This is a genomic window from Kaistella sp. 97-N-M2, assembly GCF_021513235.1.
In the GTDB taxonomy this organism is placed as follows: domain Bacteria; phylum Bacteroidota; class Bacteroidia; order Flavobacteriales; family Weeksellaceae; genus Kaistella.
This window is the reverse complement of the sequence record NZ_CP090976.1, coordinates 19,396-43,548: the sequence shown is the minus strand read 5'-3', so window position 1 is coordinate 43,548 and position 24,153 is coordinate 19,396. Positions and strand designations below refer to the sequence as shown.

19 protein-coding genes are annotated in these 24,153 nt (G+C 41.1%); 4 read left to right on the top strand and 15 right to left on the bottom strand.

Going from position 1 to position 24,153, the window contains the following annotated elements; genetic code table 11:
- Positions 1–415: 415 nt before the first annotated feature.
- On the top strand, positions 416–2,341 hold the full coding sequence (gene dnaG / locus L0B70_RS00195) for a DNA primase (RefSeq protein ID WP_235142311.1): 1,926 nt from the start codon (positions 416–418) through the stop codon (positions 2,339–2,341).
- 96 nt (positions 2,342–2,437) lie between these two features.
- On the top strand, positions 2,438–3,121 hold the full coding sequence (gene clpP, locus L0B70_RS00190; protein ID WP_235142310.1) for an ATP-dependent Clp endopeptidase proteolytic subunit ClpP: 684 nt from the start codon (positions 2,438–2,440) through the stop codon (positions 3,119–3,121).
- Positions 3,122–3,326: 205 nt separating this feature from the next.
- Here clpP and tpiA read toward each other — a convergent pair whose 3' ends face one another.
- The 4 genes from tpiA to L0B70_RS00170 are packed head-to-tail and all read right to left on the bottom strand — an operon-like array spanning position 3,327 to position 6,162.
- The gene (gene tpiA / locus L0B70_RS00185) at positions 3,327–4,088 is read right to left on the bottom strand and encodes a triose-phosphate isomerase (protein ID WP_235142309.1); all 762 of its coding nucleotides are present in this window, start codon (positions 4,086–4,088) and stop codon (positions 3,327–3,329) included.
- 40 nt (positions 4,089–4,128) lie between these two features.
- A complete protein-coding gene (locus tag L0B70_RS00180) occupies positions 4,129–4,479 on the bottom strand; it encodes a TerB family tellurite resistance protein (protein ID WP_235142308.1) in 351 nt (116 codons plus the stop codon).
- Positions 4,480–4,504: 25 nt separating this feature from the next.
- On the bottom strand, positions 4,505–5,593 hold the full coding sequence (locus tag L0B70_RS00175) for a BT_3928 family protein (RefSeq protein ID WP_235142307.1): 1,089 nt from the start codon (positions 5,591–5,593) through the stop codon (positions 4,505–4,507).
- 2 nt (positions 5,594–5,595) lie between these two features.
- Positions 5,596–6,162, bottom strand: coding sequence for a DUF1599 domain-containing protein (locus L0B70_RS00170; protein WP_235142306.1), 567 nt, complete (start codon positions 6,160–6,162; stop codon positions 5,596–5,598).
- An 81-nt stretch (positions 6,163–6,243) separates the two neighbouring features.
- On the opposite strand from L0B70_RS00170, the gene folP reads away from it, so the two are divergent.
- Positions 6,244–7,101 carry a dihydropteroate synthase gene (folP, locus tag L0B70_RS00165; RefSeq protein WP_235142305.1) on the top strand — a complete coding sequence of 286 codons (858 nt, stop codon included), beginning with the start codon at positions 6,244–6,246 and terminating at the stop codon, positions 7,099–7,101.
- Here the strand turns inward: folP and L0B70_RS00160 are convergent.
- The 8 genes from L0B70_RS00160 to L0B70_RS00125 all read right to left on the bottom strand — a co-directional run bounded on the left by L0B70_RS00160 (position 7,098) and on the right by L0B70_RS00125 (position 20,314).
- A complete protein-coding gene (locus tag L0B70_RS00160; RefSeq protein ID WP_235142304.1) occupies positions 7,098–7,334 on the bottom strand; it encodes a hypothetical protein in 237 nt (78 codons plus the stop codon). The genes folP and L0B70_RS00160 overlap by 4 nt on opposite strands.
- Positions 7,335–7,336: 2 nt before the next feature.
- The gene (locus L0B70_RS00155) at positions 7,337–9,775 is read right to left on the bottom strand and encodes a DUF5686 family protein (RefSeq protein WP_235142303.1); all 2,439 of its coding nucleotides are present in this window, start codon (positions 9,773–9,775) and stop codon (positions 7,337–7,339) included.
- Positions 9,776–9,897: 122 nt separating this feature from the next.
- Positions 9,898–11,991, bottom strand: coding sequence for an ATP-dependent DNA helicase RecG (recG, locus tag L0B70_RS00150; RefSeq protein WP_235142302.1), 2,094 nt, complete (start codon positions 11,989–11,991; stop codon positions 9,898–9,900).
- A gap of 113 nt (positions 11,992–12,104) precedes the next feature.
- Positions 12,105–12,638 (bottom strand): thioredoxin fold domain-containing protein, encoded by a 534-nt coding sequence (locus tag L0B70_RS00145; protein WP_235142301.1) that lies wholly within the window; start codon positions 12,636–12,638, stop codon positions 12,105–12,107.
- A gap of 36 nt (positions 12,639–12,674) precedes the next feature.
- Positions 12,675–14,186 carry a peptide MFS transporter gene (locus L0B70_RS00140; protein ID WP_235142300.1) on the bottom strand — a complete coding sequence of 504 codons (1,512 nt, stop codon included), beginning with the start codon at positions 14,184–14,186 and terminating at the stop codon, positions 12,675–12,677.
- A 140-nt stretch (positions 14,187–14,326) separates the two neighbouring features.
- Complete coding sequence (locus tag L0B70_RS00135; protein WP_235142299.1) at positions 14,327–16,303, bottom strand: peptide MFS transporter; 1,977 nt, start codon at positions 16,301–16,303, stop codon at positions 14,327–14,329.
- 132 nt (positions 16,304–16,435) lie between these two features.
- Positions 16,436–18,103: a peptide MFS transporter gene (locus L0B70_RS00130; protein WP_235142298.1), complete on the bottom strand. Its 1,668-nt coding sequence runs from the start codon at positions 18,101–18,103 to the stop codon at positions 16,436–16,438.
- An 84-nt stretch (positions 18,104–18,187) separates the two neighbouring features.
- Positions 18,188–20,314, bottom strand: a complete 2,127-nt coding sequence (locus L0B70_RS00125; RefSeq protein WP_235142297.1) for a S9 family peptidase — start codon at positions 20,312–20,314, stop codon at positions 18,188–18,190.
- 154 nt (positions 20,315–20,468) lie between these two features.
- Between L0B70_RS00125 and L0B70_RS00120 the strand changes: the two genes are divergently transcribed.
- Positions 20,469–20,654 (top strand): DUF6496 domain-containing protein, encoded by a 186-nt coding sequence (locus L0B70_RS00120; protein WP_235142296.1) that lies wholly within the window; start codon positions 20,469–20,471, stop codon positions 20,652–20,654.
- Positions 20,655–20,700: 46 nt separating this feature from the next.
- Here the strand turns inward: L0B70_RS00120 and L0B70_RS00115 are convergent, their stop codons facing one another.
- From L0B70_RS00115 to L0B70_RS00105, 3 genes are all read right to left on the bottom strand, one after another.
- Positions 20,701–22,071 (bottom strand): AAA family ATPase, encoded by a 1,371-nt coding sequence (locus tag L0B70_RS00115; protein ID WP_235142295.1) that lies wholly within the window; start codon positions 22,069–22,071, stop codon positions 20,701–20,703.
- Between the two features lie 126 nt (positions 22,072–22,197).
- Positions 22,198–22,710, bottom strand: coding sequence for a helix-turn-helix domain-containing protein (locus tag L0B70_RS00110; RefSeq protein ID WP_235142294.1), 513 nt, complete (start codon positions 22,708–22,710; stop codon positions 22,198–22,200).
- 134 nt (positions 22,711–22,844) lie between these two features.
- A complete protein-coding gene (locus L0B70_RS00105; RefSeq protein WP_235142293.1) occupies positions 22,845–23,936 on the bottom strand; it encodes a TerC/Alx family metal homeostasis membrane protein in 1,092 nt (363 codons plus the stop codon).
- Between the last annotated feature and the right edge of the window lie 217 nt (positions 23,937–24,153).

Here is a 24,153-nt window from a genome sequence, read left to right as displayed (position 1 = left end):
GGAGAAAGGAAGATGGAAGCAGAAGATATCAAGTTGAAACCCGAAAGCGGGAAATTGCAGATTATAAGTTTGATGTTTAAAGTTTTCCTGACTGGTGTAAATTGAAGAGATCATATTTCATAATTGAAAGCAGCTGACGAAGCCAACTTTACGTTCCGAAATTTATTACCTGTTAATCGTTCTTCATTACTCATTACTCACTACTCACTACTCATCACCATAACCCTCAACAATTTTCCGTCCGCCGCGTAAGGGATCGCAATGGAAAGCCCGGAAGGCGGCGCGGCCGAAGCGAGCGCCGACTGAGGACTTGTAATGAAGAGCCCGACCCGAGTGCAAAGGCCCCAGCGAAAGCCACGAGGGATACGCCCAAAAATGTAGAGGAAAAGAAAAACTTATTTCCTATTTTTACGGAATGATTTCGAAGCAGACCATCGACAAAATATTTTCCACCATCCGCGTGGAGGAAATCATTGGCGAATATGTTCAACTGAAAAGAGCCGGCTCTAATTTTAAGGGTCTGAGTCCTTTTCATGACGAAAAAACCGCAAGTTTTGTGGTGTCGCCCAGCAAGCAGATCTGGAAAGATTTTTCGAGCGGAAAAGGCGGAACTGCCATTTCATTTTTGATGGAAATTGAAAGTTTTACTTATCCCGAAGCGCTTCGGCACGCCGCGAAAAAATATGGAATTGAAATCGAAGAGGATAAACGCGAACTTACCGAAGAGGAAAAACAGTCCCAAACCGACAAAGAGCTGCTTTACAAAATTCACGAGATTGCGAACGATTTTTTTCAGGACCAGATGCTGGAAACGGAAGAGGGACGATCCATCGCCTATTCCTATTTTAAAGAACGGGAACTGCGCGATGAGATCGTCCGGAAATTTCATTTGGGTTATTCGCCGGAGCTGAAAAACGCCTTCACGCAGTTTGCTTTAGACAAAGGTTATTCCAAAAAAATTCTGGAGAAATCCGGTCTTTCCATTTTTCCCGATAATGCACCAAATGGAATTGACCGCTTTCGCGAACGCGTGATTTTTCCCATCCACAGTTTCTCCGGCAGGGTTTTAGGTTTTGGCGCACGGATTCTGAAAAATAATATCAAAACTGCGAAATATCTGAATTCTCCGGAAACAGAAATTTATCATAAATCGAGTGTTCTTTATGGTCTGAATCAAAGCAAACAGGCGATCTCCAAAAATAATCTCTGCCTTTTGGTCGAAGGTTATATGGATGTGATCGCGCTGCACCAGGCCGGCATTGAAAACGTGGTATCGAGTTCCGGAACGGCTTTAACCGTGGAGCAGATTAAACTCATCAAAAGACTGACGGAAAACGTAACCATTCTTTTTGATGGCGATGCAGCCGGCATTAAAGCGAGTTTCCGCAGTATCGATATGTTGCTTTCGGAAGCCATGAACATCCGCGTTTTGCTTTTCCCCGATGGCGACGATCCCGATTCTTTTTCAAGAAAACATCCGCAGCAGTTTGTGGAAAATTTCATTAAAGAAGAAGCGAAAGATTTTATTGATTTTAAAGCAGAAATTCTGCTGAAAGAAGCCGGAAGCGATCCTATAAAAAAGGCAGAATCCATCCGCGATATCGTAAAATCGGTGGCTTTTGTTCAAAATGCTTTGAAACAGGAAGTTTATTTAAAGGAAGTCTCCAATAAATTCGGCCTTTCGGAACAGTCGCTTTTTAATGAGCTGAATGTTCAGAAGCAACTTCAAAAACAACAGGTTTCACCACAGCAAAGACAGGAAGCGCAGATTCAGCCCAAGTTGGAAAGGGTGACCGAAACTTCGCAAACCGTAGATCCGCTTTTGGTTTTGGAAGAAAAGTTGGTCGAGTTGATGCTGAAATACGGCGACCGCATTTTAGATCGCGCCGACGAAGAAAATCAGGCTTACCAAATTACCGTCATCGAAGAAATTATCGGCCATCTTCAGGAAGATAATTATGAAATTCAGTCCGGGATCAACAAAAAGATTGTAGAGGAAATAAAAATCGGCATTGCAAACAAGGAATTGCGCTCCGGCGAATTTTTTATGACGTTACTGGATGAAGATATTTCCGGGAAAATTGCAGATGCTTTGGTAGAGCCTTATGAAAACAGCGATTGGGGCAAACACCAGATTTTTTTCAGCAGCGAAGAAGAAGTCGTTCCGAAAATCGTTCAGGATGTGATTTTTCGTCACAAAAGAGCATTTGTGATGAAGATCATCAACCACATGAAAACCGAACTCTCCGAAACCGAAAACAACGAGGAAACCTATAAAAAAATTATGAATCTTACGCATTTGCGAAAGGAACTGGACGAAAAACTCTTCCGCGTTTTATGACACATTGGCGGATTTTTGGTTGTGGAATATTGTTTGTGTAAATTTGAGTCAGCCACTGGAAAAACGTGGACTTTTAGTTTTAAATAAAAAAATAGAATGGATATAAAAAAAGATTTCAGAGATTTCTCTGTAAAGCATTTAGGAAACAGCGGCCTGGCCACGGATCAGTATATGGGAATGTACGGACCCAGCAATTTGACGCCGTATATTATGGAAGAAAGACGTTTGAATGTGGCTCAAATGGACGTGTTTTCGCGTTTGATGATGGACCGCATTATTTTTCTCGGCACAGGAATCGATGATCAGGTGGCGAATATTGTAACCGCACAGTTGCTTTTCCTCGAAAGTTCTGATGCGTCGAAAGATATTCAGATCTACATCAACTCTCCCGGTGGAAGTGTTTATGCGGGTCTGGGAATTTACGATACGATGCAAATCATCAAACCTGACGTTGCGACGATTTGTACCGGAATTGCAGCCTCAATGGGTGCGGTTCTGCTGGTTGCAGGTGAAAAGGGAAAACGTTCCGCGCTGAAACACTCGCGGGTGATGATTCACCAACCTTCCGGTGGCGCGCAGGGAGTTGCTTCCGATATGGAGATCAATTTGCGAGAAATGCTCAAACTGAAAAAAGAACTGTACGACATCATCTCCGAACATTCCGGCCAAACCTACGAATGGGTGGAAAAAGCTTCAGACCGGGATTACTGGATGACTTCCACAGAAGCCAAAGAATACGGCATGGTAGATGAAGTTCTGATGAGAAAAACGGAGAAATAAATTCTTGGTTTAATAAGAAACGTAATAAAAGTTCGGAAGCAATCAATTGCTTCCGAATTTTTATTAGTCTTTAGGTCAACTTAATTTGAATTCAAAATCAGCCTTCTGAAAAAAATATTTTTTTACTAGATTTAAAAACAACATTCCTCATTATAAACTTCTTAAAAAGTCCCTCTCCTCCGGAGAGGGATTTAGGGTGAGGATCCTATTTCTCAAATCCTTCAATAATTTTTGCAAAATCGTCAATTTTCAAAGCAGCGCCCCCAATCAAACCACCGTCGATATCGGGTTGGGAGAATATTTCTTTCGCATTTTCGGGCTTTACAGAGCCACCGTATAAAATGGAAATCTCCTCAGCGACTTCTTTTCCGTATTTATCGGCAATCAAATTACGGATGTGAGCATGGATTTCCTGCGCCTGTTCAGGCGAGGCGGTTTCGCCCGTTCCGATGGCCCAAACCGGTTCGTACGCGATAACGACTTTTTTAATTTCGTCGGCAGAAAGCGTGAAAAGTGCTACTTCTGTCTGATTTTTCACAACTTCTAAATGCTTGCCGGATTTCCTCTGCTCCAAAGTTTCGCCATTGCAGTATATCGGCGTTAAGCCTTTATCCAAAGCGAGTTTTATTTTTTTGTTGCAGTGCGAATCGGTTTCTCCATGATATTGTCTGCGCTCGGAATGTCCGATGATCGCGCCGGTTGCCCCAATGGCTTCCAGCATGTCGGCAGAAATTTCACCGGTATACGCGCCACTTTCATATTCGCTCATATCCTGCGCGAAAACACCAATTTCATTCTGCTCGTAAATGTCTTTAGCCATCATTAAATACAAAGAAGGCGGTGCGATCCAGATCTCGCAATTTGGCGTGGATTTCTTCCTGTAATGAAGCAATTGAAACATCAACTGTTGGGCTTCAATCACGTTTTTATTCATTTTCCAGTTTCCGACAACGATATTTTTTCTCATAATTTCAGGTAAATATTAAATCGATTCGTTCTCTTTTCAATTAATTCAGCTTCCAGATTTTTTTTAAGATCATGTAGTAATCGTGCTCCTGATCGCTCACTGTATCATCGGCTTTAATCAACGATTTGGCGAACTTCATGAAATCCTGTCGCTCCTCTTCGGTAGAATCGTCGAAAAAACATTGAGCGTGAAACTCGAAATGAGCTTTCCACTCCTCGGGCTGCAAAGTCGCGATTACGTCCAGTTCGTCGTCCAGATCTATTTTGAACGGAAATTCATCCGCCAAATATTCCTGAAGTTTTAACCCTTCTTCGGGCGCAAACTCGCCGTCTACAGAAGAAAGAATCATTAAAATGTGGTAACCTGCAATGGATTTATTTGATTTTTGCATATCTATCTTTTAGTTTTATATTTTTTTAATAGTTTAAATAATCTTTTGCGGAGCGTTTGTCCACAATTTTTCCGTTCTCTAAAGTTAAAACAAATGGATTGCTCCGTGCGATCGTTTTAATGGCAGTGCCGTCCATCATCGCATTATTGAGGCTTTTAAACGTTGCCGGATTCGTAGAGACGCCCAAAATATAGGCATCTTTGTTGGTTTTTACTTTCGCTTCAGTTTTCGCCAGAAGTTCCGAATCCAGATTTTGAGGCTGGTAGGAAAATATCAAAACTGCTTTCGGTGCATTTAATATTTCCTGCGTTAAATCCATTCCGTCCGGACTTTCAGGTTTAAATTTTGCGATCTCGGATTCGTATCCCTCTTTCACAATTTTTGAAGTCGTTTTTCCCTCTTCAATTTTCCAGGGCGACCCTTGTTCCCAATATTTTTTATCATTCACGTAATCATCCTGATTAACGGCCAAAACTTCGCCCGTCTTCGTGTTTTTTAAAGAATAAAATGTTTTAAACTCCGATGGATCCTTTTCAATCTTTGCCTTTTCCGCTTTCAGGTCAGTCCCGGTTTTATAGTCGCGGAAATCAATCAACGGTTCGTGCGTAATACCCCAGGTGATGACGAAAACCATCATCAGGAAAGCAAATACGGAAAGGTAGGTAATGAAATTTCTTCTCCTTATATTCTCTACAAAATTATTTCGGTACAAAATCCATAAAATAATCAGCGCGATCAGAAGAATGATATCTTTCCAAAAACTTTGCCACGGCTCAAGTTTCAGCGCATCGCCAAAACATCCGCAGTCGGTTACAACATTGAAATAGGCGGAATAAAAAGTGAGAAAGGCAAAGAAAACGCACAGCGCGATCAAAGACATCAGTGTTATTTTAAGGCGGCTTTTAATCAACAATAAAAAGCCCAAAACCAATTCCAGAACCACCACCACAATGGCAATGATCAAAGCCTGTTTCTCGAAAAATGGCATGTTGAAAACAGAAGGCGAAAAATATTCTTCCAGTTTAAAGGAAAAACCCACAACATCCACGGCTTTCACAAATCCGGAAGCGAGAAAAACAAGGGCTGTAATGATGCGCAGTATATTTTTAAACATATTTAAATTAATTTCGGTTTAAATATTTCTTTTTCTTCGGAGAATTTGATGAGGCAGAAAACAGCGTAATTCAGCATGTCGAAATAATTCGCATCAATTCCTTCTGAAACTAGGGTTGCACCGGCATTATCCTCGATCTGTTTCGTACGCAAAACTTTTTGGTAAATAAGATCGGTGATGGAGGAGACGCGCATATCGCGCCACGCTTCGCCGTAATCATGGTTTTTTCTCAGCATTAAATCTTTCGCTTCCGTGGCGAATTTGTCGTAAAGGTTCAGCATTTCTTCCGCATCCTGTTTGAAATCATCAGCAAAACCTTTTTCCAGCTGAATTAACCCAATAATCGAATAGTTGACGATGGCCATGAAATTTTCTTCTTCAGATTCGCCCACTTTAGAAATATTCGTCAGCTGAAAATTGCGCAAACTTTTTACTTTGATGAGAATTTGATCCGTTAAAGAAGGCGTTCGGAGCACGCGAAAAGACGCGCCGTAATCCTGAAGTTTTTTACTGAATAAACTTCGGCAACCTTGGATGATTTCGTCGAACTGTTTCGATGTTTTCTGCATAAAATTTCTAAACTTTTCAAAGATAAGAATTTTGGGTGACAGTTATTGGGCGATCATGGGGATAAAATGTATTTTTACCAAATGAATTTTGCACATTTTACACATCCTGCCGAGGCTTTTCATTCCGTGAACTGCAGGGGGAAACTGTTGGATTTATCTGCGCCTAAAATCATGGGAATCCTGAATTTGACGCCCGATTCTTTTTCCGATGGCGGAAAATATATGGAAGAAGGATCTGCTCTTCTGCAGGTTGAAAAAATGTTGAACGAAGGCGCAACCCTTATCGATATTGGCGCACAGTCGACGCGGCCAAAAGCAGAATTTTTATCTGCGGAAACCGAAATTTTGCGTCTCGGGAAATTAATTTCAACGCTTAAAAAAGAATTTCCAGAGGCTTTCATTTCTTTGGATACTTTTTACGCGGACGTCGTGAAGTTTGGTTTTGAGGAAGGAATCGATATTGTGAACGATATTTCCGGCGGAAATTTTGATGCGGAAATGTTCGAAACGGTGGCCAAAACTCAGCTTCCCTACATTTTAATGCATAGCAATGCGACGTACGGCGCTATGCACGACAAACTGCTCGAGGGTGACGTGCTTTTGTTGCTCAACCGGTATTTTTCAAAAAAAATTCAGGAACTGGAAGGTTTGGGTGTGAAAGACATTATACTCGATCCGGGTTTTGGTTTCGGAAAGACGGTAGACCAGCAACATCAGCTTTTAGACGAAACCGAATTCATAGGTTTTGGAAAAAATCCGTTGCTCATTGGTATTTCACGCAAATCTTTTATATATAAACCTCTGGGAAAATCGCCTTTCGATATCAACGAAGAAACGCAGAAACTTCACCTAAAGGCTTTAGAAAAAGGCGCGAAACTTCTGCGCGTTCACGATGTCGCCGAAGCGAAAAAAACCATCGATTCTTTTCTGCAACTTTAGTTCATTCCCGATAACTTCCCGGAATATTCCGCCGCAAATTTTTCCCGGTCTGTGTCAAGCTGTTCGAGATTATTGGGCAAAATGTAAGTGAACAACATCTTTTCCTCGTCATCCAGAAAAACAATCTGTTTCTCTTCCGCGCCAATCATCTGAGCGAAAATTTCCCACATGGAAGTGTCTTTCATTTTCAACAGTTCGAAAAAACCTGACGCTTTAATCTGTACAATTTCCATATTTAAAATCCTAAAAAGTTAAGTTTAAGCTGCACGGCGAAATTTTGTTTAAAGGTATCAGTCGCGTAATACCCAACACGGTAAAAGAAGCCCAGATTAAAAGGCGAGCCTAAAAAGTTATTGCTTTCCAAACCGATTTCCTGGTAATAGTGATCGAGTTTCTGGAACTGAAACTGGTGATCTTTCGGGTTCTTCATATCGCCGATCACGCCTCTGTACACCATATCGAAACTGGAAATATTCTTCCCGAACGTCTTGAAATACCATGGAATCCGGTGTGTTAAATAAAATCCGGTGAACTTATCGTTATAATATCTGCCGCCTTCCATGGTTGCAAAACCTAAGAAAGACGTGAGATTGAAGTTGAGTCCGTCTTTTCCGCTTCCTAAACCATTCATCGCGAAATTGTGCCAAATTGGAGCTTCACCCGTGAATAAACCGCCATAAACACGGATTCCCGTTACGCCGATTTTGGTTTTGAAAACATGCTGTGCCAGAACATCAAAACGGCTGTAATTGAAGTCGCCGTCCAGCGTTTTCAGTCCCTGCTCATAATTTAGAAAAAATTCCGGGTAATTTTGCTCGTACGTGAATTTGCCTGAAGGCGTCATAATATTTTTAGAATTCGGCGAATATTTCAGCGTGATCTGCGTGGCGAAATTTTCAAACTGAGAGCCAAGATTTTTATAATTATAATCGAATTTAGCTTCTTCATTGTCTTTTTTAGCCGAAACATTTACGGTTAGCGCGTTGCTCAGATCAGTCTCATAAGAAAGTTTAAACCCGTCGAAATGGTAAAAACGGTCGTTTTGAAGATCGATGCCGGAATTCATAATTTTCATTTTGAAATTCCAAAGGTTTTCGTTGAATCTTCCCGCAGCGATAACATCATTGTAGTATTCTGCGCGAAAAAAAGAGGTTTTTTCCAACGTCGTTCTAAAGTCGATGCCCGCGCCGTATTTCCACGTGTTGTCTTTTAAACCATAGGCGAAATAAGCATCCGGCGAAATATATTTGTTGAATCTCTCGTTAAGTTTGGCAGCAGCTCCCAATCGTATTCCTTCATACTGATTGTACGCGATAATTTTTGAGGCATCGAAGTCGACGATTCCCACGCGGATTTTCCCTTTAACCAAGCCCGTAAGCGCACTGATTTTTTGATAGAGTTTGTATTTCCGGCCCACGCTGTCGATTTTTTCGTACGTCATCTTTTCCCGAGCCGATAAGGAATCGGTGCGGTACTGATCAAGCAGGCTTCCGTCGGAATTTTCCACATCCATCGTGTACCCTGAAAAATCTTTTTTCTTGACCTCTATCGGGGTCTTGAAGTCGAAATAATCAGCCGTGATAAAAACATAATTCCCGTATTTCTGTTTCTTTTTAGGGTCTTTTTTATCTTCTTTTTTGTCCGTTTTTTCGGTTTCAAAATTGGTAGAACCCATTTTGAATTTTAAATTTTCTTTGCTCAGAAACCATTTGTTGTCAATCGGCTTCCAAATGCTCGTAATGCTGCCCTCACTTTTTTTCTTGCTGTTGCTTTCTATCTTTTTCAGACCATATGTTTCGGCATCAACGTAAAGATAGCCGTTGAATTTTCTTTTGTTGCGTGGTTGCTTGTAATCGACCTGGCGAAAACGGATGACGTAATTTTTACGGCCTTCAATGTCTATTGAGTCGGTTAAGAAGTAGCGGTAAAGCGTGCGGTTTTCTTCGCGGATTTCCTTTGGAATCCGGTTTCTGTTCGAACGCAAAGACATCATTTCGTAGATCGGCTGCTTCAAACCGGAAACCCGGTTGTCCAGAATATTTATTTTTTCGCCATACTGCTGCGAGAACAGAAATTCCGAAGCTCTTTCCCAGAGAAAAAGTTTACTCGAAGTCATTAATTTCTGCACATTCACGCTTTCCAGGGAGTCTTTCTTCTCTTCTTTGGACTGCGCGAGTTGGGGCAGCACCTTCAAAGAATCCAGCCGGCGATTAAGAAACTGATCGTAATGTTTGATGCTGTCTTCATCAATATCCAAAGAAATTTTTTCGTAGGATTTAAAGGAGTAAGAGTCCAAACTTTGCGGCGAATTATCTTTGTAATTATCATTCACTTTTCGCAGAATTTCCAAAGCTAAAGGATCGCTTTTATCATCGATAAGGACGCCCTGAATGGATTGCGTTTTCGGATCCGATTTTGAAAGCGTAATTTCCATCACTTTATCTACAACAGCTTCATCTTCAAAAAATCCCGGCGCCTTCACGTTCACTTTATTGCAGTTTGTGCGAAACTGCAAAACACCCTGCGCATTTGTTTTACCTAAAAATTTATTATTGCACGTTACACTCGCATCGGCAAGGGGAGCGCGGTTACCGGCGCTGAAAACCGTAATTTTCGACTGGCTGAAAACCGTTAAAAAGAGGGCAGAAAAGACGAGAATAAATAATTTTTTCATGGAAACAAATGTATTCAAAATAATTAAAATTTAAACATATGTTTTAACTTAATTCATCTATGATGGCGGCGGGGAATTTAACGGATTTTAGGACCATCAAACGAGGTGGAAACTAATTTCCCTCAGGAAATTCTGCTCCACTTATTTTTGCCTTTATACTGTTTTGAATAGTAATTTCGGAGATCGCCATTTTCGGGCTGTTCCAAATGCGGGTCGCTTTTTAGCAAATGCTCTACTGCATTTTTTGCGGCTTTGATGATCTTGCCGTCCGTTCTGAGGTCTAATTTTTTGAAATCGACGACACCACTTTGCTGAGTTCCCGAAATGTCGCCGGGACCGCGAAGCTGCATATCGACTTCCGAAATTTTAAAACCGTCGTTCGTTTCCGTCATAGTTTTGATGCGCGTTCGGCTTTCTTTCGTCAGTTTATCCGACGTCATCAAAATACAGTAACTCTGCTCGGCACCGCGACCGACCCTGCCGCGCAGCTGATGCAGCTGGGAAAGACCAAAACGTTCCGCACTTTCAATGATCATCACAGAAGCGTTCGGCACGTTGACGCCAACTTCAATAACCGTTGTTGCCACCATAATCTCGGATTTCCCGGACGCAAAATATTGCATCGCAACTTCCTTTTCGTCGGGTTTCATGCGACCGTGAAGCATCGTCACATTTTTCCCTTCGAAAAATTCCACAATATGACCGAAATTTTCAAGGAGATTTTTGTAATCCAAAGTTTCGGATTCTTCAATCAACGGATACACAAAGTAAATCTGGCGCCCTTTTTCTATTTCCTCTTTCGCGAACCGGAAGACGTAAAGCCGGTCTTTTTCGCGGCGATGCGCCGTGATGATGGCTTTTCTGCCCACAGGCATCTCATCGATCACCGAAACATCAAGGTCGCTGTAAAAACTCATCGCCAGGGTTCGCGGAATCGGCGTTGCCGTCATGACCAAAATATGCGGCGGAATTCTATTTTTCGCCCACAATCTCGCCCTTTGCGCCACGCCAAAGCGGTGCTGCTCATCGATAATGGCCAATCCCAGATTTTTAAACTTCACGATATCTTCCAAAACCGCGTGAGTTCCAACCAAAATGGAAAGTTCACCACTCAAAAGTTCGTCATGAATAATTTTTCTTGCAGCCTTTTTTGTGGAACCGGTCAACAGACGAACTTTAATGTCTGTGTTTTCTAAAAGTTCCTGAATGGAATTGAAATGCTGCTGCGACAAAATTTCCGTCGGCGCCATAATGCAGCTTTGGAAACCATTGTCGAGGGCGATCAGCATAGATAAAAGCGCAACCATGGTTTTTCCGGAGCCGACGTCACCCTGAAGCAAACGGTTCATCTGAACGGGCTTTTTCATATCCGTGCGGATTTCTTTCAGGACGCGTTTTTGTGCGTTGGTTAATTCAAAAGGAAGAAAATGATCGTAGAAACTTTTGAAATTTACGCCCACTTTCGGGAAGGGATTTCCCGGGACCGAAGCTTTGTGATGTTGCTTTTTCAGGCCGTACCCCAACTGAAAAAAAAAGGCTTCTTCAAATTTGAGGCGTCGGCTGGCATGGTCGAAATGAGCAAGATCTTTCGGAAAGTGAATGTGATAAAAAGCGTGCATTCTGCCGATGATCTTCAGTTTTTTCATCAACGCGTCGGGCAGATTTTCCTGAATTATAGAAGGTAAGTTTTTGACAATATCTGCCAAAACTGTTTGGAAGAACTTGTTGTTTAAGCCTCGCTTTGCCAGTTTTTCGCTGCCCGGATAAATAGGCATCAATGTGCCGGAGAGTGCTTTCTTTTCGTCGATCTCAATTTCCGGATGCGCCATTGAATAACTGCCGTTAAAATAATTGATCTTTCCGAAGATGAAAATTTCCTGGTTTGATGGAATCTGCTCTTTCATCCATTTGGAGTAGCGGAACCAGACCAACTCCAACGTTCCCGATGCGTCGCGAAATTTGGCGGTCATTCGTTTTTTGCCCTGGCCGTAACCGACTTCCTGGATTTCGGTGATTCTGCCTTTTAGCTGGATTTCAGCGTCGGCATCTTCTGTGAGATCCCCAACTTTATGAATTTTACTTTTATCGATATAGCGCAAGGGGTAGAAGGTGAGGAAGTCTTCGACGGTGGAAAGTCCCAAGACATTTTTTATGAATTTGGCGCGTTCAGGACCGATTCCTTTTAAGAATTCTATGGAAGTTTCTAACGTGAGCAAAAAGCGTGTTTTCAGGAGGTGACCTTATTTAAGGTTCGGAAGCGAATTTCGTTAAAATAAAAAGGACCTGCAAAATTATTTGCAGGTCCTTCCGAAATCATTCACCGCTTAAATTAATCTTTAAGACTGGACTTAAATTTTTTCTGATAGTTCTCCCATTTTTCGCGCGTGTCAATTTTCTTATACTCGTCATTCGCGATGAATGGGATATAGGGTTCAAGTTCCTTGGCGGTAAGTGCACCCTGCAAAATGGTAATTGGCATACTGTATTCGTCCAGAAAAACAATGCTCGGAACGGCCGTTACATTCATGAATTTCGTTAGATCGTGGAGGGAGTTTCTTTTCTTGCCTTCAACGAATGCTGTATTTGTAAAAGTTCTGCCAAATAAAGTGACGTTTTCTTTTTCTTCGGCGTTGAATTTCACCGGATAATAATTTTCATTAAGATATTTCGCGATCAATGGGTTACCATAAGTGTTTTTATCCATGATTTTACATGGCGCACACCAGTCCGCGTAAAAATCGATGACAATCTTTTTCGGTGTATTTTTCTGTGCTGCAACGGCCTGTTCCAACGTCATCCAGTTAACCTGAGCAAAAATAACGGAAAAGGACAGTACGAAAATTAAGAGCGTGAATTTTTTCATGATTTCTGGTGTTGCAATAATTGAGCCTTGTTTTGTTTACCGCACCTCCCGCATGAGTTTTTTTACGAGTGGGGAAATTGCAATGAGGACAACGCCGGCAATTACGGCGTATAAGCCTAAATCTTTATATCCGGAAGTGTAGGCCTGCAGTTTTTCCATATTCGACGCACTTTCGCGCGCAGTGGCCATGTTTGCGCCGATGAGTCCGGCCACATACTGACCGTAGGCGGAGGCTAGAAACCAAAGTCCCATCATCATTCCCTGTAATTTTTGGGTAGAAAGTTTCGTCATGATGGAAAGCCCGATGGGCGACAAACACATTTCTCCCAGCGTGATGATAAATAAAGCAATCGTAAAGAGACTTAATGACGTTACTCCTGCCGCATTTGCGAAGAATTTTGTCGCGTAAATCGCATAAAATCCGAGACCCAAAAAGACAAAACCTAAACCAAATTTGATGACGGTATTTGGTTCTATTTTCTTCTTGCTCAACCAAATCCACAGTAAACCTATAGGAATTGCTACTAAAAGGATGAAGAATGCACCCCCGGAATTGTTCACCCCGTTGGGGTCTAAACCAAGCAAATCCTGATTTAAATTATGAGCCGCAAAAATACTTAATGAGCCCCCGCTTTGTTCGTAAATTCCCCAGAATATGATAGAGAAAATTATGAATATCAAGGCGGCCATAAGTTTGCTGCGTTCCGGTTGAGTCACTTTAGACATCTCATAAAAAAGATAGAGTAGTGTTAAAGGTCCAACCGTATACATAAAATAATCGGTATACTGCGTCTCGGCCACCATTACCATGATCAATGGGATAAAAACCAGGGAGAGCGCATAAACGCCGTATTCCTTCCATTTTTCGAGATCTACCAGTTCGCCGTTTGCAAGTGCTTTTTGCGGCGGAAGCCCGATGGGACCTAATTTCCTCTGTGTAAAAATAAAATTTACTAAACTGATTACCATGACCACGGCGGCTAAGCCGAAGGCGACATTCCAACGCAAGGTTTCGGGGATTAAACCGGAGAGTAATTCTCCCTTTCCGATAGCGATGCAAAGATAACCACCGAGTAATGCGCCCAAATTAATGCCCGCATAGAAAAGCGAAAAGCCCGCATCGGTGCGATTGTCTCCATTTTTATAAAGTTTGCCGACCATGGTGGAAATATTTGGTTTAAAAAAACCCGTTCCGACAACCGTAAAAGAAATTCCAACAAAGAAAAAATCATGTGGATTTGTTGCAAGAATTAAACTGCCGATGATCATTAAAAAACCGCCCCAAAAAAGAGATTTCCGGAACCCTAAAATTTTATCGGCGAACAAACCACCTACAAAAGTAAAAGCATAGACGAAAGCCTGCGTGGCTCCATATTGTAAGTTTGCTTCCTTTTCGTCGAGGTTAAGCTGCGAAATCATAAAGAAGACGAGCATTCCGCGCATTCCGTAGAAACAGAAACGCTCCCACATTTCGGAGAAGAAGAGAGACCATATCTGTTTTGGATATTTTCCTTTGAAATCCTGTATTTGATCGAGGGTTAAATTCATTATGTAAAAATTGATGGAAAGAGGGACTGAATTATTTAATTTAAAACCTTGTGAAACTTTATTTTATAAAATTGCACGTACGAAAATAGAAAAAACCACCGAATAATCGGTGGTTTAGTATCATTATATTTTTAACACAATTAATTTACGCCGTGCATCATTTTTTTGAGGATCGGCGAAATCATGGCTAAAATAGCGCCTGCAATTCCACAAAGAATTACAAATACCATAAAGAATTCAAACAAATTGCGGATCTCGAATCCGACAAATGATTTGTATTCTGCTTTAATCACATTATCGTTCTTTATTTTCGCCAACTGATCATCCGATGGAAATTTCAACTGCGCCAAATCCATTTTGAACTGTACTTTCGCGTCCGGATTTTCCTTTTGCAATTCTTTAACTTTAGTATCGAACTCTCCGCGTTGTGCTGCGATGATTTTGTTGTTTTCGGCAAATAAATCCCGAACCTCTTTTTTCAGGCTTTCATCCTTGCCAAAATCGGTATCTGCCAAATTAGACTGGGCTAATAAGAACAGTTCTTTCGGCGTTGGCTGATAGGTTTTATCGAGAACCTTTTGCAGATCGATATTTTGCTCCTGGGCGGCGACAAACTTATCACCTGTTGCCGGCAAGATGGAACCTAAAGTTCCGGATAAAGCGTATCCCGCGGCATTTGCAATAAAGAACACCCCGAACAAAAGGGACGCAAATCTTTTTGGCGCTAGTTTACCTACCAACGACAATCCGATCGGCGACAAACAAAGCTCACCCATCGTCTGGATTAAATAAAGCAGGATTAACCATTTTACCGCAAGAAGTCCGCTGTTTCCTAAATCTTTTACATTATATGCGATGATTAAATAACTTAAAGCAATTAAACCCAAACCGATGGCTTGTTTCAGCGGAGAAACAGGTTCTTTTTTATTGGCTCTTAACTTGTCCCAAAGCATACTGAAGGGTACTGCCAGAATTACAATAAATAATCCGTTGAAAATCTGCACCATTGAAGGAGGCATATTCCATCCAAAAATGTGTCGGTCTGTCTGGTTATCAGCGATGAAAGTTAAAGATGAACCTGCCTGTTCGAAAGCTGCCCAAAAGAAAATAATAAAGAAGGATACGATGTAAATTACCCAGATTCGGTCTCTTTCCACCTTATTTTCTGTGGCCGACATAATTAAAAATGCCAACGCTAGCCCCATAGAGTAGATGAAAGGATAAATAATCGCTTTTACAAATTCGCCCATTCCTACAGATCCAAATCCGATATGGTCTACGAACAAATATTGAAATCCAAAGAAAGTAAGCACAAAAATAGCCACTGCAAAACCGATTGATTTTCCGGAGAAGTGAGCAGTTTGAGTTTCTCCTTCTTCAAAATCTGCAGCGGTACTTTCGCTTGGCAGTCCACCAATTGGTCTGCCTTCCGGCGTAACAACATATTTGTTTTTAAGTATGATAAAAGTAAGCGTTCCGATCACCATGGCGATCGAAGCGGCAAGGAAGCCCCATTTGAATGCGTGAATATCTCTGATACCGTCAGCATCTTTTACATCGCCTAAAAATGGGCAGATAAACTGACCTAAAAATGCACCCATGTTAATACCCATGTAGAAAATGGTGAAAGCTGAATCTAATTTTGATTTTTCCTGTTTCGGATAAAGGCTTCCGACCATTGAGGAAATATTGGGCTTGAAAAATCCATTTCCGAAAATAATCACTCCCAGTGCTACCCACATTAACATTTGTGCGGATCCCAGGTTAGATTCGAACGAAGAAGCGCTCAGGAACATGAGTAATTGACCGATTGCCATTAAAGCTCCACCGATAATAATACAATATCTGTTTCCTAAAAAACGGTCAGCAATAAAACCGCCCAGCATTGGGGTTAAATAACAAAGCGCAAGAAATCCACCATAAATAATGGTAACATCTCCTTCTTTCATTAAAAGGGCGTTCACCATGAAAAGCGTCAGCAAGGCGCGCATTCCATAAAAGTTAAAACGTTCCCACATTTCTGTGCCAAAAAGAACCCACAAACCTTTCGGGTGTTTGCCTGTTGCTTTACCTTCTAAAAGTTCATCCTGTGTATTTACAACTTCAGTGTTATCCATTTTCAAGTGTTAATTATTTGTTAAGAGTAGCAAATATAGTTTTTTTTGCGTTTTTACCAACATTTTTAGCGGCTTTAAAGAAAAAAATCGCAGAAACTGTCTGCGATTTATCATACTCATTATTGCTGTTATCTAATGGCCTTTTTCTTTCATAATTCTGTTTAATCTTTTCAACATCGACAGACCAAGCAAGGTGGCAAATATTAGGAGCGCAAAATTCACCAGGAAGTAATTCGTTTTATTTTCATAATCGTACCACGTGCTCGCCAAAATTCCCGACAGTTTATTTCCTACGGAGTTTGCCAGAAAAAAGCCGCCCATCATCAGCGCTGTACTACGCGCCGGCGATAATTTCGACACGAAGGACAGACCCATCGGTGATAAACATAATTCGCCAATCGTTATAACGCCGTAACCTGCAACAAGCCACAAAGGAGAAACTTTGATGGCGCCATTTTGTCCGGCCTGAACGGCCAAAACCATCACCAAACATGAAATCGCAGAGATGAATAGACCAATAATAATTTTCGATGGAGTAGTCGGTTCCTTATTTTTTCGCCGCAGCAACATCCAGACTCCAACCACAAACGGCGTTAACACAATAACCCAAAACGGATTGACGGACTGGAACAATTCGGTGTTGTAAAGAAAGACTTCGCTGTTGCTGCCGGCTTCCAACGTCGCGCGCTTCTCGGGCGTGATATTTTTAAAATAAACGTCTTTCCCCTGAACCTTGATGGTTTTCTTATTTTCGTCTTTTTCGGCGCGGTATTGCTCATCGTAAAGCGGCACTTCTTTATCCTCATATTTCAGACCTTCGACCATATAAATAGATTCCAACGGCTTTTCTAAAGACGGGGTGACGCTGCGGTCCGTATAATAATTGGCCCAACGTGTAAGTGCCGTGCCGTTTTGTTTGAAAACTGCCCAGAAAAACATCGAGATCAAAAATATGGACAGCAAAGCGCCAATGGAAGGTTTTTCTTCGGCGTTGGCTTTAAAGTAAAGCGAAACATAGAAGTAGATTACAGGAATTGTGGCGAAAATAAACGCGTCCGTAGAATCACTTCCAATTAAATTGCCCGGAATAAACCAACCGATCGCCCCGGCAATTAAAGCCGGAACAAAAACCTTCAACAAGATCTCCGAAAGTTTCGTATCACCTTCCTGGCTTGGTTTCATCACGGCAGCATGTCTGTAATGCTTTAAACCGATCGTGAAGATGATGAGCCCCAAAAGCATGCCCACACCGGCGGTAATAAAGGCTTCGCCCCAACCGAATTTGTTGCGCATAAACGCCGCAATAATATTACAGATAAAGGCCCCGATGTTAATTCCCATGTAGAAAATATTGTAGCCGGAGTCTTTATTTGCTTTGTAAGGTTCTTCGCTGTAGAGATTGCCAAGCAGCGTGGAAATGGTGGGTTTAAAAAAGCCGTTACCGATAATAATTAAAGCCAATGAACTGTAGAACAACGTCATATCTTTAAAAATTCCCATACCGATATAACCTGCCGCCATTAAAATCCCGCCCAGATAAATCGATTTGATATAACCTAAAACACGGTCTGCCAAAAAGCCGCCAATAAAAGGAGTAAGATAAGTAAGCGCGATATAGGTACCGAAAATATCGTCGGCGTTTTTGTCCGTAATGCCCAGACCGCCGCCCATTCCCTGCGGTTCGATGAGATACAGAACAAAAATTCCGAGGATTAAATAGTAACCGAATCGCTCCCACATTTCCGTAAAAAAGAGGTAAGGTAAACCTTTCGGATGTTTGCTGGTCGTCGTTTTTGCCATGTTTAAAGTTATTTTAAGAAATAGATTTAGTTTAATTAAAAAGCCCCCCGAAGAGAGCTTTCTGCCTGATTGCGAAGTTTATCTTTAAAGATTTTCCAAAAGGAAATTCGTCATTTTTTCATAAAGCTGCGGCCTCGTGTTGCCACCGAAAATGCCGTGGTTTTTATCCGGGTACGCCATAAATTCGAACTGCTTTTTGTTTTGAATTAAAGCTTCGGAAAATTCCATCGAATTCTGGAAATGAACGTTGTCATCCGCTGTCCCATGGATTAAAAGGAATTTTCCTTTCAGTAACTGAGCGTAGGTGGTTGGCGAATTTTCGTCGTAACCTTTAGGATTTTCCCGCGGAGTTCTTAAAAATCTTTCCGTGTAAATGGAGTCGTAATATCTCCAGTTCGTCACGGGCGCTACAGCGATTCCGGTTTTGAAAACATCTGCACCTTTCGTCAGGGCCAAGCTTGCCATGTAACCGCCGAAACTCCAGCCGAAAATGCCGATTCTGGATTTATCGATATAGCTCTGATTTCCAAACCATTTTGCGGCGGCAATCTGATCTTCGATTTCATATTTCCCCAGGTTCATATAAGTTTCTTTTTTATATTTCGTGCCTTTAAAGCCGGTTCCGCGCCCATCAACACACGCCACAATGTAGCCCTGCTGTACAAGGTGATTAAACCATAAACCGTTTCCGGCATCCCAGGAATTCGTTACCGTTTGAGATCCGGGCCCGGAATATTGATACATAAACAACGGGTATTTTTTATTTTTGTCGAAATTTTTCGGCTTCATCACCCAGGCGTTCATCTGATCGCCGGCCTCGTTTGGAATGGTAAAAAATTCTCTCTCCACCCAGTTGTCGGCTTTGAGTTTTTCGAGTTGTTCGGTATTATTCTGAAGTTCTTTTACCGTTTTGCCGTTGGTATCCTTTAAAACAAAAGTGTACGGTTTTGCAGCGGAGGACGAAGTCTCAATAAAATAGTTGTAATTGCCGCTGAAATTGGCGCTGTTTGTCCCGTCGGTATTGGAAAGAAGCGTAGATTTCCCGGTATCGATATTTATTTTTGAAACCACTTTGTTGATGCTTCCGTTTTGCGTGGTCTGCACATAAACTTCTTTCGTTTTCGGATTAAAACCGTAATAATCGGTAACCTCCCAGTTGCCTTTCGTGATCTGCTTTTTCAGTTTTCCGTTTTGGTCGTACCAGTAAAGATGGCGGTTTCCGTCGCGTTCGGAACCCCAGATAAAGGAATCATCGTCCAGAAATTCTAAAGTTACATTATCGGTATCTACCCACTTATCGTCCGTTTCGGTAAATAGTTTCTGAACATTACCGGTTTTGGTGTTCACTTTTAAAACATCAGAAGCATTTTGGGTTCTTTCGGACGTGATGAGGATAATTTCATCGGCTTTCGCAGTTTTGTAAACATTTGGAATATAGTAGTTTTTGAAATTGGCCAGACTTAAAGGAAGCGTTTTCGCGGAATCCAAACGGTAAAGATGCGCCGAAACAACCGAATTTTTTTCGCCCGCTTTCGGATATTTAAATCTCATTTCCGACGGATAAAGCTGTTTTCCATAAATAGGAATGTACATTTCCGGAACTTCAGTTTCATCGGATTTAACAAAAACCAGCGCATCGGAATTTTTCGTCCACTCATATTGTTTCGCGTGGCCGAATTCTTCTTCGTACACCCAATCCGCGAGTCCGTTTAATATTGAATTTTTCTTGCCGTCCGTTGTAATCTGCGTAATTTTTCCTGAATTTAAATCCTGATAGAAAAGGTTATTATCGGAGATGAATGCAACCTTGCCACCATCCGGCGAAAACGAAGGTTCCTGCACATAATTTCCATTGTTCAGATTAAGAACTTTGCCGGATTTTAAATCTTTCACATCAAATTTGCCTAAGAAGGAATGTCTGTAGATCGGCTGGCTTTCCTTTAAAAGCATTATTTTCGATTCGTCTTCATTAAATATATAGGACTGAAAATTTCCCTCCACAATATTTCCGTTTTTCTGAGAGGTTTTGTAAGAGTATTTGGCTATACCGCCAGCTTCGATGACGGCATAATTTTCGCCGTTTTTCAGAGACGCGATGCCGGAAATTCCTTTGCCGCGATAATAGCCGGAATAAATTTTATCTAACGTAATTTCCTGTGTAAAATAAGACACCGAAACTAAAATTGAAACTGATAAAAAGAACTTTTTCATTGTATAAATTTGGATAAGGTTTCAAAGATAGTAATTTTCTTAACTTCTGTTAAACTTCCTTTTCAGAAATAAAATGGCAAAAAAATTGATGCTTTTTTCCGCAGCAATCCGCTGAATATAAAATCGTTAAAGTTTAATTTTAAAATTAAAAATCATGGCAGAGAAAAAATATTCGGACAAAGCCCAAAAAAAAATTGGGAAGGTGATGGAAGAATTTAAAGAGGGAAAACTGAAATCTTCTTCCGGCGACAAAGTGAAAGACCGCAAACAGGCGGTGGCAATAGGCATTTCGGAAGCGCGCGAAAAAGACCTAAAGGTGCCGAAGAAATCTAAAAAGTAATTTTAAAGCGATAAACTTTCTTAATAATTCATTGATCTTCAATGAATTATTTTTTTGTTTCTGCTGCGCTCCTGTCTTCCTGCTCCTGATGCGTAAAACCAATTGATTTGCGCGGCGTTTCGACGGCTTTGTAATGTTGCAGTTCCTGTTTCAGCGCTGCAATTCTTTGGGGAAAATCATCGCGATTGTTAATTGAAACATCCACTATAAACTGCGCCACCTGATTTAAATATTCGTCAGTCAGCTTTGCAGACGCTTCCCGAAGCGCGGAATCCAAAAGGTTGGTGTCAATTTTAATATCGTCTGAGCCGTGTCTTAAATAGTGGTCGCGCAGTCTTTTCTTTAAACTTTGCGTGAAGTCCACGATCATCGTATTCGAAAAAGCGCGCATTTTGGCGGAGATTTCCTGCCAGAACGGAATTTTATCAGCATTATTCTTTACCAAAATTTTCATCAGCAAGGCATCTTGTGCTAAGTCGTCGGTCATGCTGTACAAAATCATTTCGGCGCGTTCCTGCAGATTCGGCGGGAATACCGGAATAACCACATCGAACCGGCCCGGCGCAAGAATCTCCTTGTCTATATTGACGAGAGAAGTTGCGGAACCGACCATAAGCAAGTTTTCCTTTTCAAAATGTCCCACGTAATGCAAAATAATCGCCTTTGTCTCTTCATCACAGGATTTAACGGAATTTTGGTCGCTGCGCTGATTCATAATCGTGTCGAAATCTTCCATAAACAGCAACACCTTTTCCTCTTTCATCATTTCGACCAAATAATCGTTGAAACTTGTCTGGTTGCCGTCTACAAAAGAAGTTCCGTAATAATATTTCTTGACCTCTTTAAATTGATAGTGAATAATCTCTGCAATTTTTTTCGCCCAGAAAATTTTGCCGCTTCCGGGAGGACCGTACAGAACGGAGCCCGCGGCTCTGTGGATTCCCCAGTCGGTAAGCGGAGTCGGATTAAGAAAAGGTGCGAGGGTTTTCGACACAAAGAAGAAGAGATCGCGGTAACCGATGAAATCGCGCTGTGTTAAACTGGTCTTTTTTCCAAAATAATCATACACAAACTGGTAATTTCCGCCCAACTTATTATCAATGCTGTAGCTGGAAACGGAAGATCTGTAGAGTCCGTTATCAAAAACTTTGGGTTTTTCCGTCTCAAGAATTTTTGCAACCTGCTGCGTGGGCTGATTGATGTTCGCCGCAATGTCTTCTACCGATTTTTGCTCATCGAGGTCTTCTTCATATTTTTTCAGAAAGGAAATGTTTTCCCGGGCGAAACGCAGGAAATCCGGTTTTACTTCGAAATCGGTCGTGATGCATTCCGAAAGCTCCAGATCGAAATCCTGAATAAACCTGATAAAACTTTCGGTGGATATTTGTAGTTCTTTTGCGAGATCAGCCAGTTTCATAGAAAATGATTTTGTATAAAATCAAAAATACGAAAATAATGAAGAAGGGTGCCGAACTAAATATTGAGAGGCCTAATAGAATGTTTGAAACTTTAAAAATTTAAAAAATCGTTTCTGAATTTTAATTTAAGGTTCAAAACTTTCGAACTTGCCGTTTTCATAAAACCAAACGATTCGTTTGATGTTATTTTGTTGGTTTTCAGTAATTTGTGGAGTATTTGTTTGCTCGCTCGCTTCTAATCGCCGAGAATCGGATATTTTTTCTTTTTCAGGCATCGGCGTGGAAATTTCCAATTCTCGCGGAATTTCTTTTGAAACTTTATCTTCAGATTCTGTAACGCCAAAATTTTCATCATCAATAAGCGAAAATAAATCCGGCAGGGAAGGTGTTTTGGGCTTATCGGCGAGAGTTTCCGGTTCCGGATTTTTCACCATTTCGCCAACGCCGGTAATGAGCCAATCCCACTGCAGCTCGGGGAAACGGTCTTTTATTTTAATTAAAAAATCCAGCGACGGCTTATTTCTGCCCGACGCGATGTGAGAAATATTCGAACGCTGCACATCGATCTCATCTGCAAACTCCGACGCCGATAATTCCGAATAAGCGATGATTTTGGAAATTCTCTCGTTTAAATTCATAATTACAAATGTAAAACTATATTTTACAACTATAAAATACAATTGTAAATAAATCTTCTATGAGACACTTTACAAAAGTAAAACCAACGCATAATGCATTGGTTTCGAATTAATTCGCTTGTTTACAAATTTAATTAATAACGTCCATGATCTTCATTTTCCGGATCAAATTTTAGTTTTCGGTCTTTTATGCGCTCCGGAAAGATTAAGGAAAAGAAGATACTCGAAGCCAGAATGCCGACAATAACGAAGAGCGAATGCGTGGTTGAAAAGCCCCATTCTTCAAGGTAAATGTGAAAGATCATCTTCAGTCCGATAAACGTGAGCAGTGCCGCCAAACCGATCTTAAGAAAGCGGAACTTATCGATAATGCCGGAGAGAATAAAGAACATGGAGCGCAAACCGATGATCGCGAAAATATTGGAGAAGAAAACGATGTAAGGATCTTTAGTTACAGAAAAGATCGCCGGAATACTGTCGACGGCGAAGATTAAATCGGTGGCTTCTATTATTAAAAGTACGAGGAAAAGCGGTGTTAATTTCTTCACGCCGTTTACGGTTACAAAGAACTTGTTGCCGACAAAATGGTCATGAACTTTAAAAAACCTGTTAGCAAATCGGACGACGGGATGATTTTTTGTATCGATTTCCTCGTCGCTGTCTTTTTCCAGGAACATTTTAATACCCGTAAAAACGAGAAACGCGCCAAATACATACATGATCCAGTCGAACTTCTCGATAAGTGCCGCCCCGACGAATATAAAGGCAAACCGCATTACAATGGCGCCCAGAATTCCCCAAAAAAGAACGCGGTGATAATTTTTCTTCGCAACGCCAAAAGCGGTGAATATTAAAACCATGACAAAAATATTGTCCACAGACAGCGCGTATTCTACAACGTAACCTGTAAGATATTCCAATCCTAAATTTTGGTTATACAGCTGAATACTCGTCTCCAGATCATTCGGAAGAATTTTTACGGGATGATGATGAGCGGTAATAACCTGTTGCAGCTTCTCCATGCTCGTAATGCCGTGGAGTAGGTGACCGTAAGTGATGAGCAGGAAGTAGAAGCACATCGACAGGGCAACGACGAAAAAACTCATCAGTCCGGCCTGTTTCATCGAAACCGTGGCGGATTTCTTATTCAACAGACCTAAATCTAAAGCAAGGATGATAGAGATAAAGAGGAGAAATCCTAACAAAAAAAGTGTTTCACTTGTCATAGTATAAAATGTCTGCAAATATACCTAAAATATCAATTTCGGATTATTTTACATTTGTAAATAAAATCAACTCAATCGCGAAGTACAAAAGTTAACTTGTTTATGTTAATAGCCCTCAAACGGCTAAATACACGTTATTTTCACTTAAAGTATGTCTAAACTTAACTATCAAATAAACGATATATAAAATTGATTTACTGTAACATACAGATTTTAA

What these genes read in the sequence shown, in the direction of transcription:
- L0B70_RS00115 (WP_235142295.1), bottom strand. Translation starts at nt 22,071, where the DNA reads ATGAAACTGGCTGATCTCGCAAAAGAACTACAAATATCCACCGAAAGT.
- L0B70_RS00140 (WP_235142300.1), bottom strand. Translation starts at nt 14,186, where the DNA reads ATGAATTTAACCCTCGATCAAATACAGGATTTCAAAGGAAAATATCCA.
- L0B70_RS00125 (WP_235142297.1), bottom strand. Translation starts at nt 20,314, where the DNA reads ATGAAAAAGTTCTTTTTATCAGTTTCAATTTTAGTTTCGGTGTCTTAT.
- L0B70_RS00170 (WP_235142306.1), bottom strand. Translation starts at nt 6,162, where the DNA reads ATGCAGAAAACATCGAAACAGTTCGACGAAATCATCCAAGGTTGCCGA.
- L0B70_RS00130 (WP_235142298.1), bottom strand. Translation starts at nt 18,103, where the DNA reads ATGGCAAAAACGACGACCAGCAAACATCCGAAAGGTTTACCTTACCTC.
- L0B70_RS00105 (WP_235142293.1), bottom strand. Translation starts at nt 23,936, where the DNA reads ATGACAAGTGAAACACTTTTTTTGTTAGGATTTCTCCTCTTTATCTCT.
- L0B70_RS00135 (WP_235142299.1), bottom strand. Translation starts at nt 16,303, where the DNA reads ATGGATAACACTGAAGTTGTAAATACACAGGATGAACTTTTAGAAGGT.
- folP (WP_235142305.1), top strand. Translation starts at nt 6,244, where the DNA reads ATGAATTTTGCACATTTTACACATCCTGCCGAGGCTTTTCATTCCGTG.
- dnaG (WP_235142311.1), top strand. Translation starts at nt 416, where the DNA reads ATGATTTCGAAGCAGACCATCGACAAAATATTTTCCACCATCCGCGTG.
- L0B70_RS00155 (WP_235142303.1), bottom strand. Translation starts at nt 9,775, where the DNA reads ATGAAAAAATTATTTATTCTCGTCTTTTCTGCCCTCTTTTTAACGGTT.
- clpP (WP_235142310.1), top strand. Translation starts at nt 2,438, where the DNA reads ATGGATATAAAAAAAGATTTCAGAGATTTCTCTGTAAAGCATTTAGGA.
- L0B70_RS00180 (WP_235142308.1), bottom strand. Translation starts at nt 4,479, where the DNA reads ATGCAAAAATCAAATAAATCCATTGCAGGTTACCACATTTTAATGATT.
- L0B70_RS00120 (WP_235142296.1), top strand. Translation starts at nt 20,469, where the DNA reads ATGGCAGAGAAAAAATATTCGGACAAAGCCCAAAAAAAAATTGGGAAG.
- tpiA (WP_235142309.1), bottom strand. Translation starts at nt 4,088, where the DNA reads ATGAGAAAAAATATCGTTGTCGGAAACTGGAAAATGAATAAAAACGTG.
- L0B70_RS00145 (WP_235142301.1), bottom strand. Translation starts at nt 12,638, where the DNA reads ATGAAAAAATTCACGCTCTTAATTTTCGTACTGTCCTTTTCCGTTATT.
- L0B70_RS00160 (WP_235142304.1), bottom strand. Translation starts at nt 7,334, where the DNA reads ATGGAAATTGTACAGATTAAAGCGTCAGGTTTTTTCGAACTGTTGAAA.
- L0B70_RS00110 (WP_235142294.1), bottom strand. Translation starts at nt 22,710, where the DNA reads ATGAATTTAAACGAGAGAATTTCCAAAATCATCGCTTATTCGGAATTA.
- L0B70_RS00175 (WP_235142307.1), bottom strand. Translation starts at nt 5,593, where the DNA reads ATGTTTAAAAATATACTGCGCATCATTACAGCCCTTGTTTTTCTCGCT.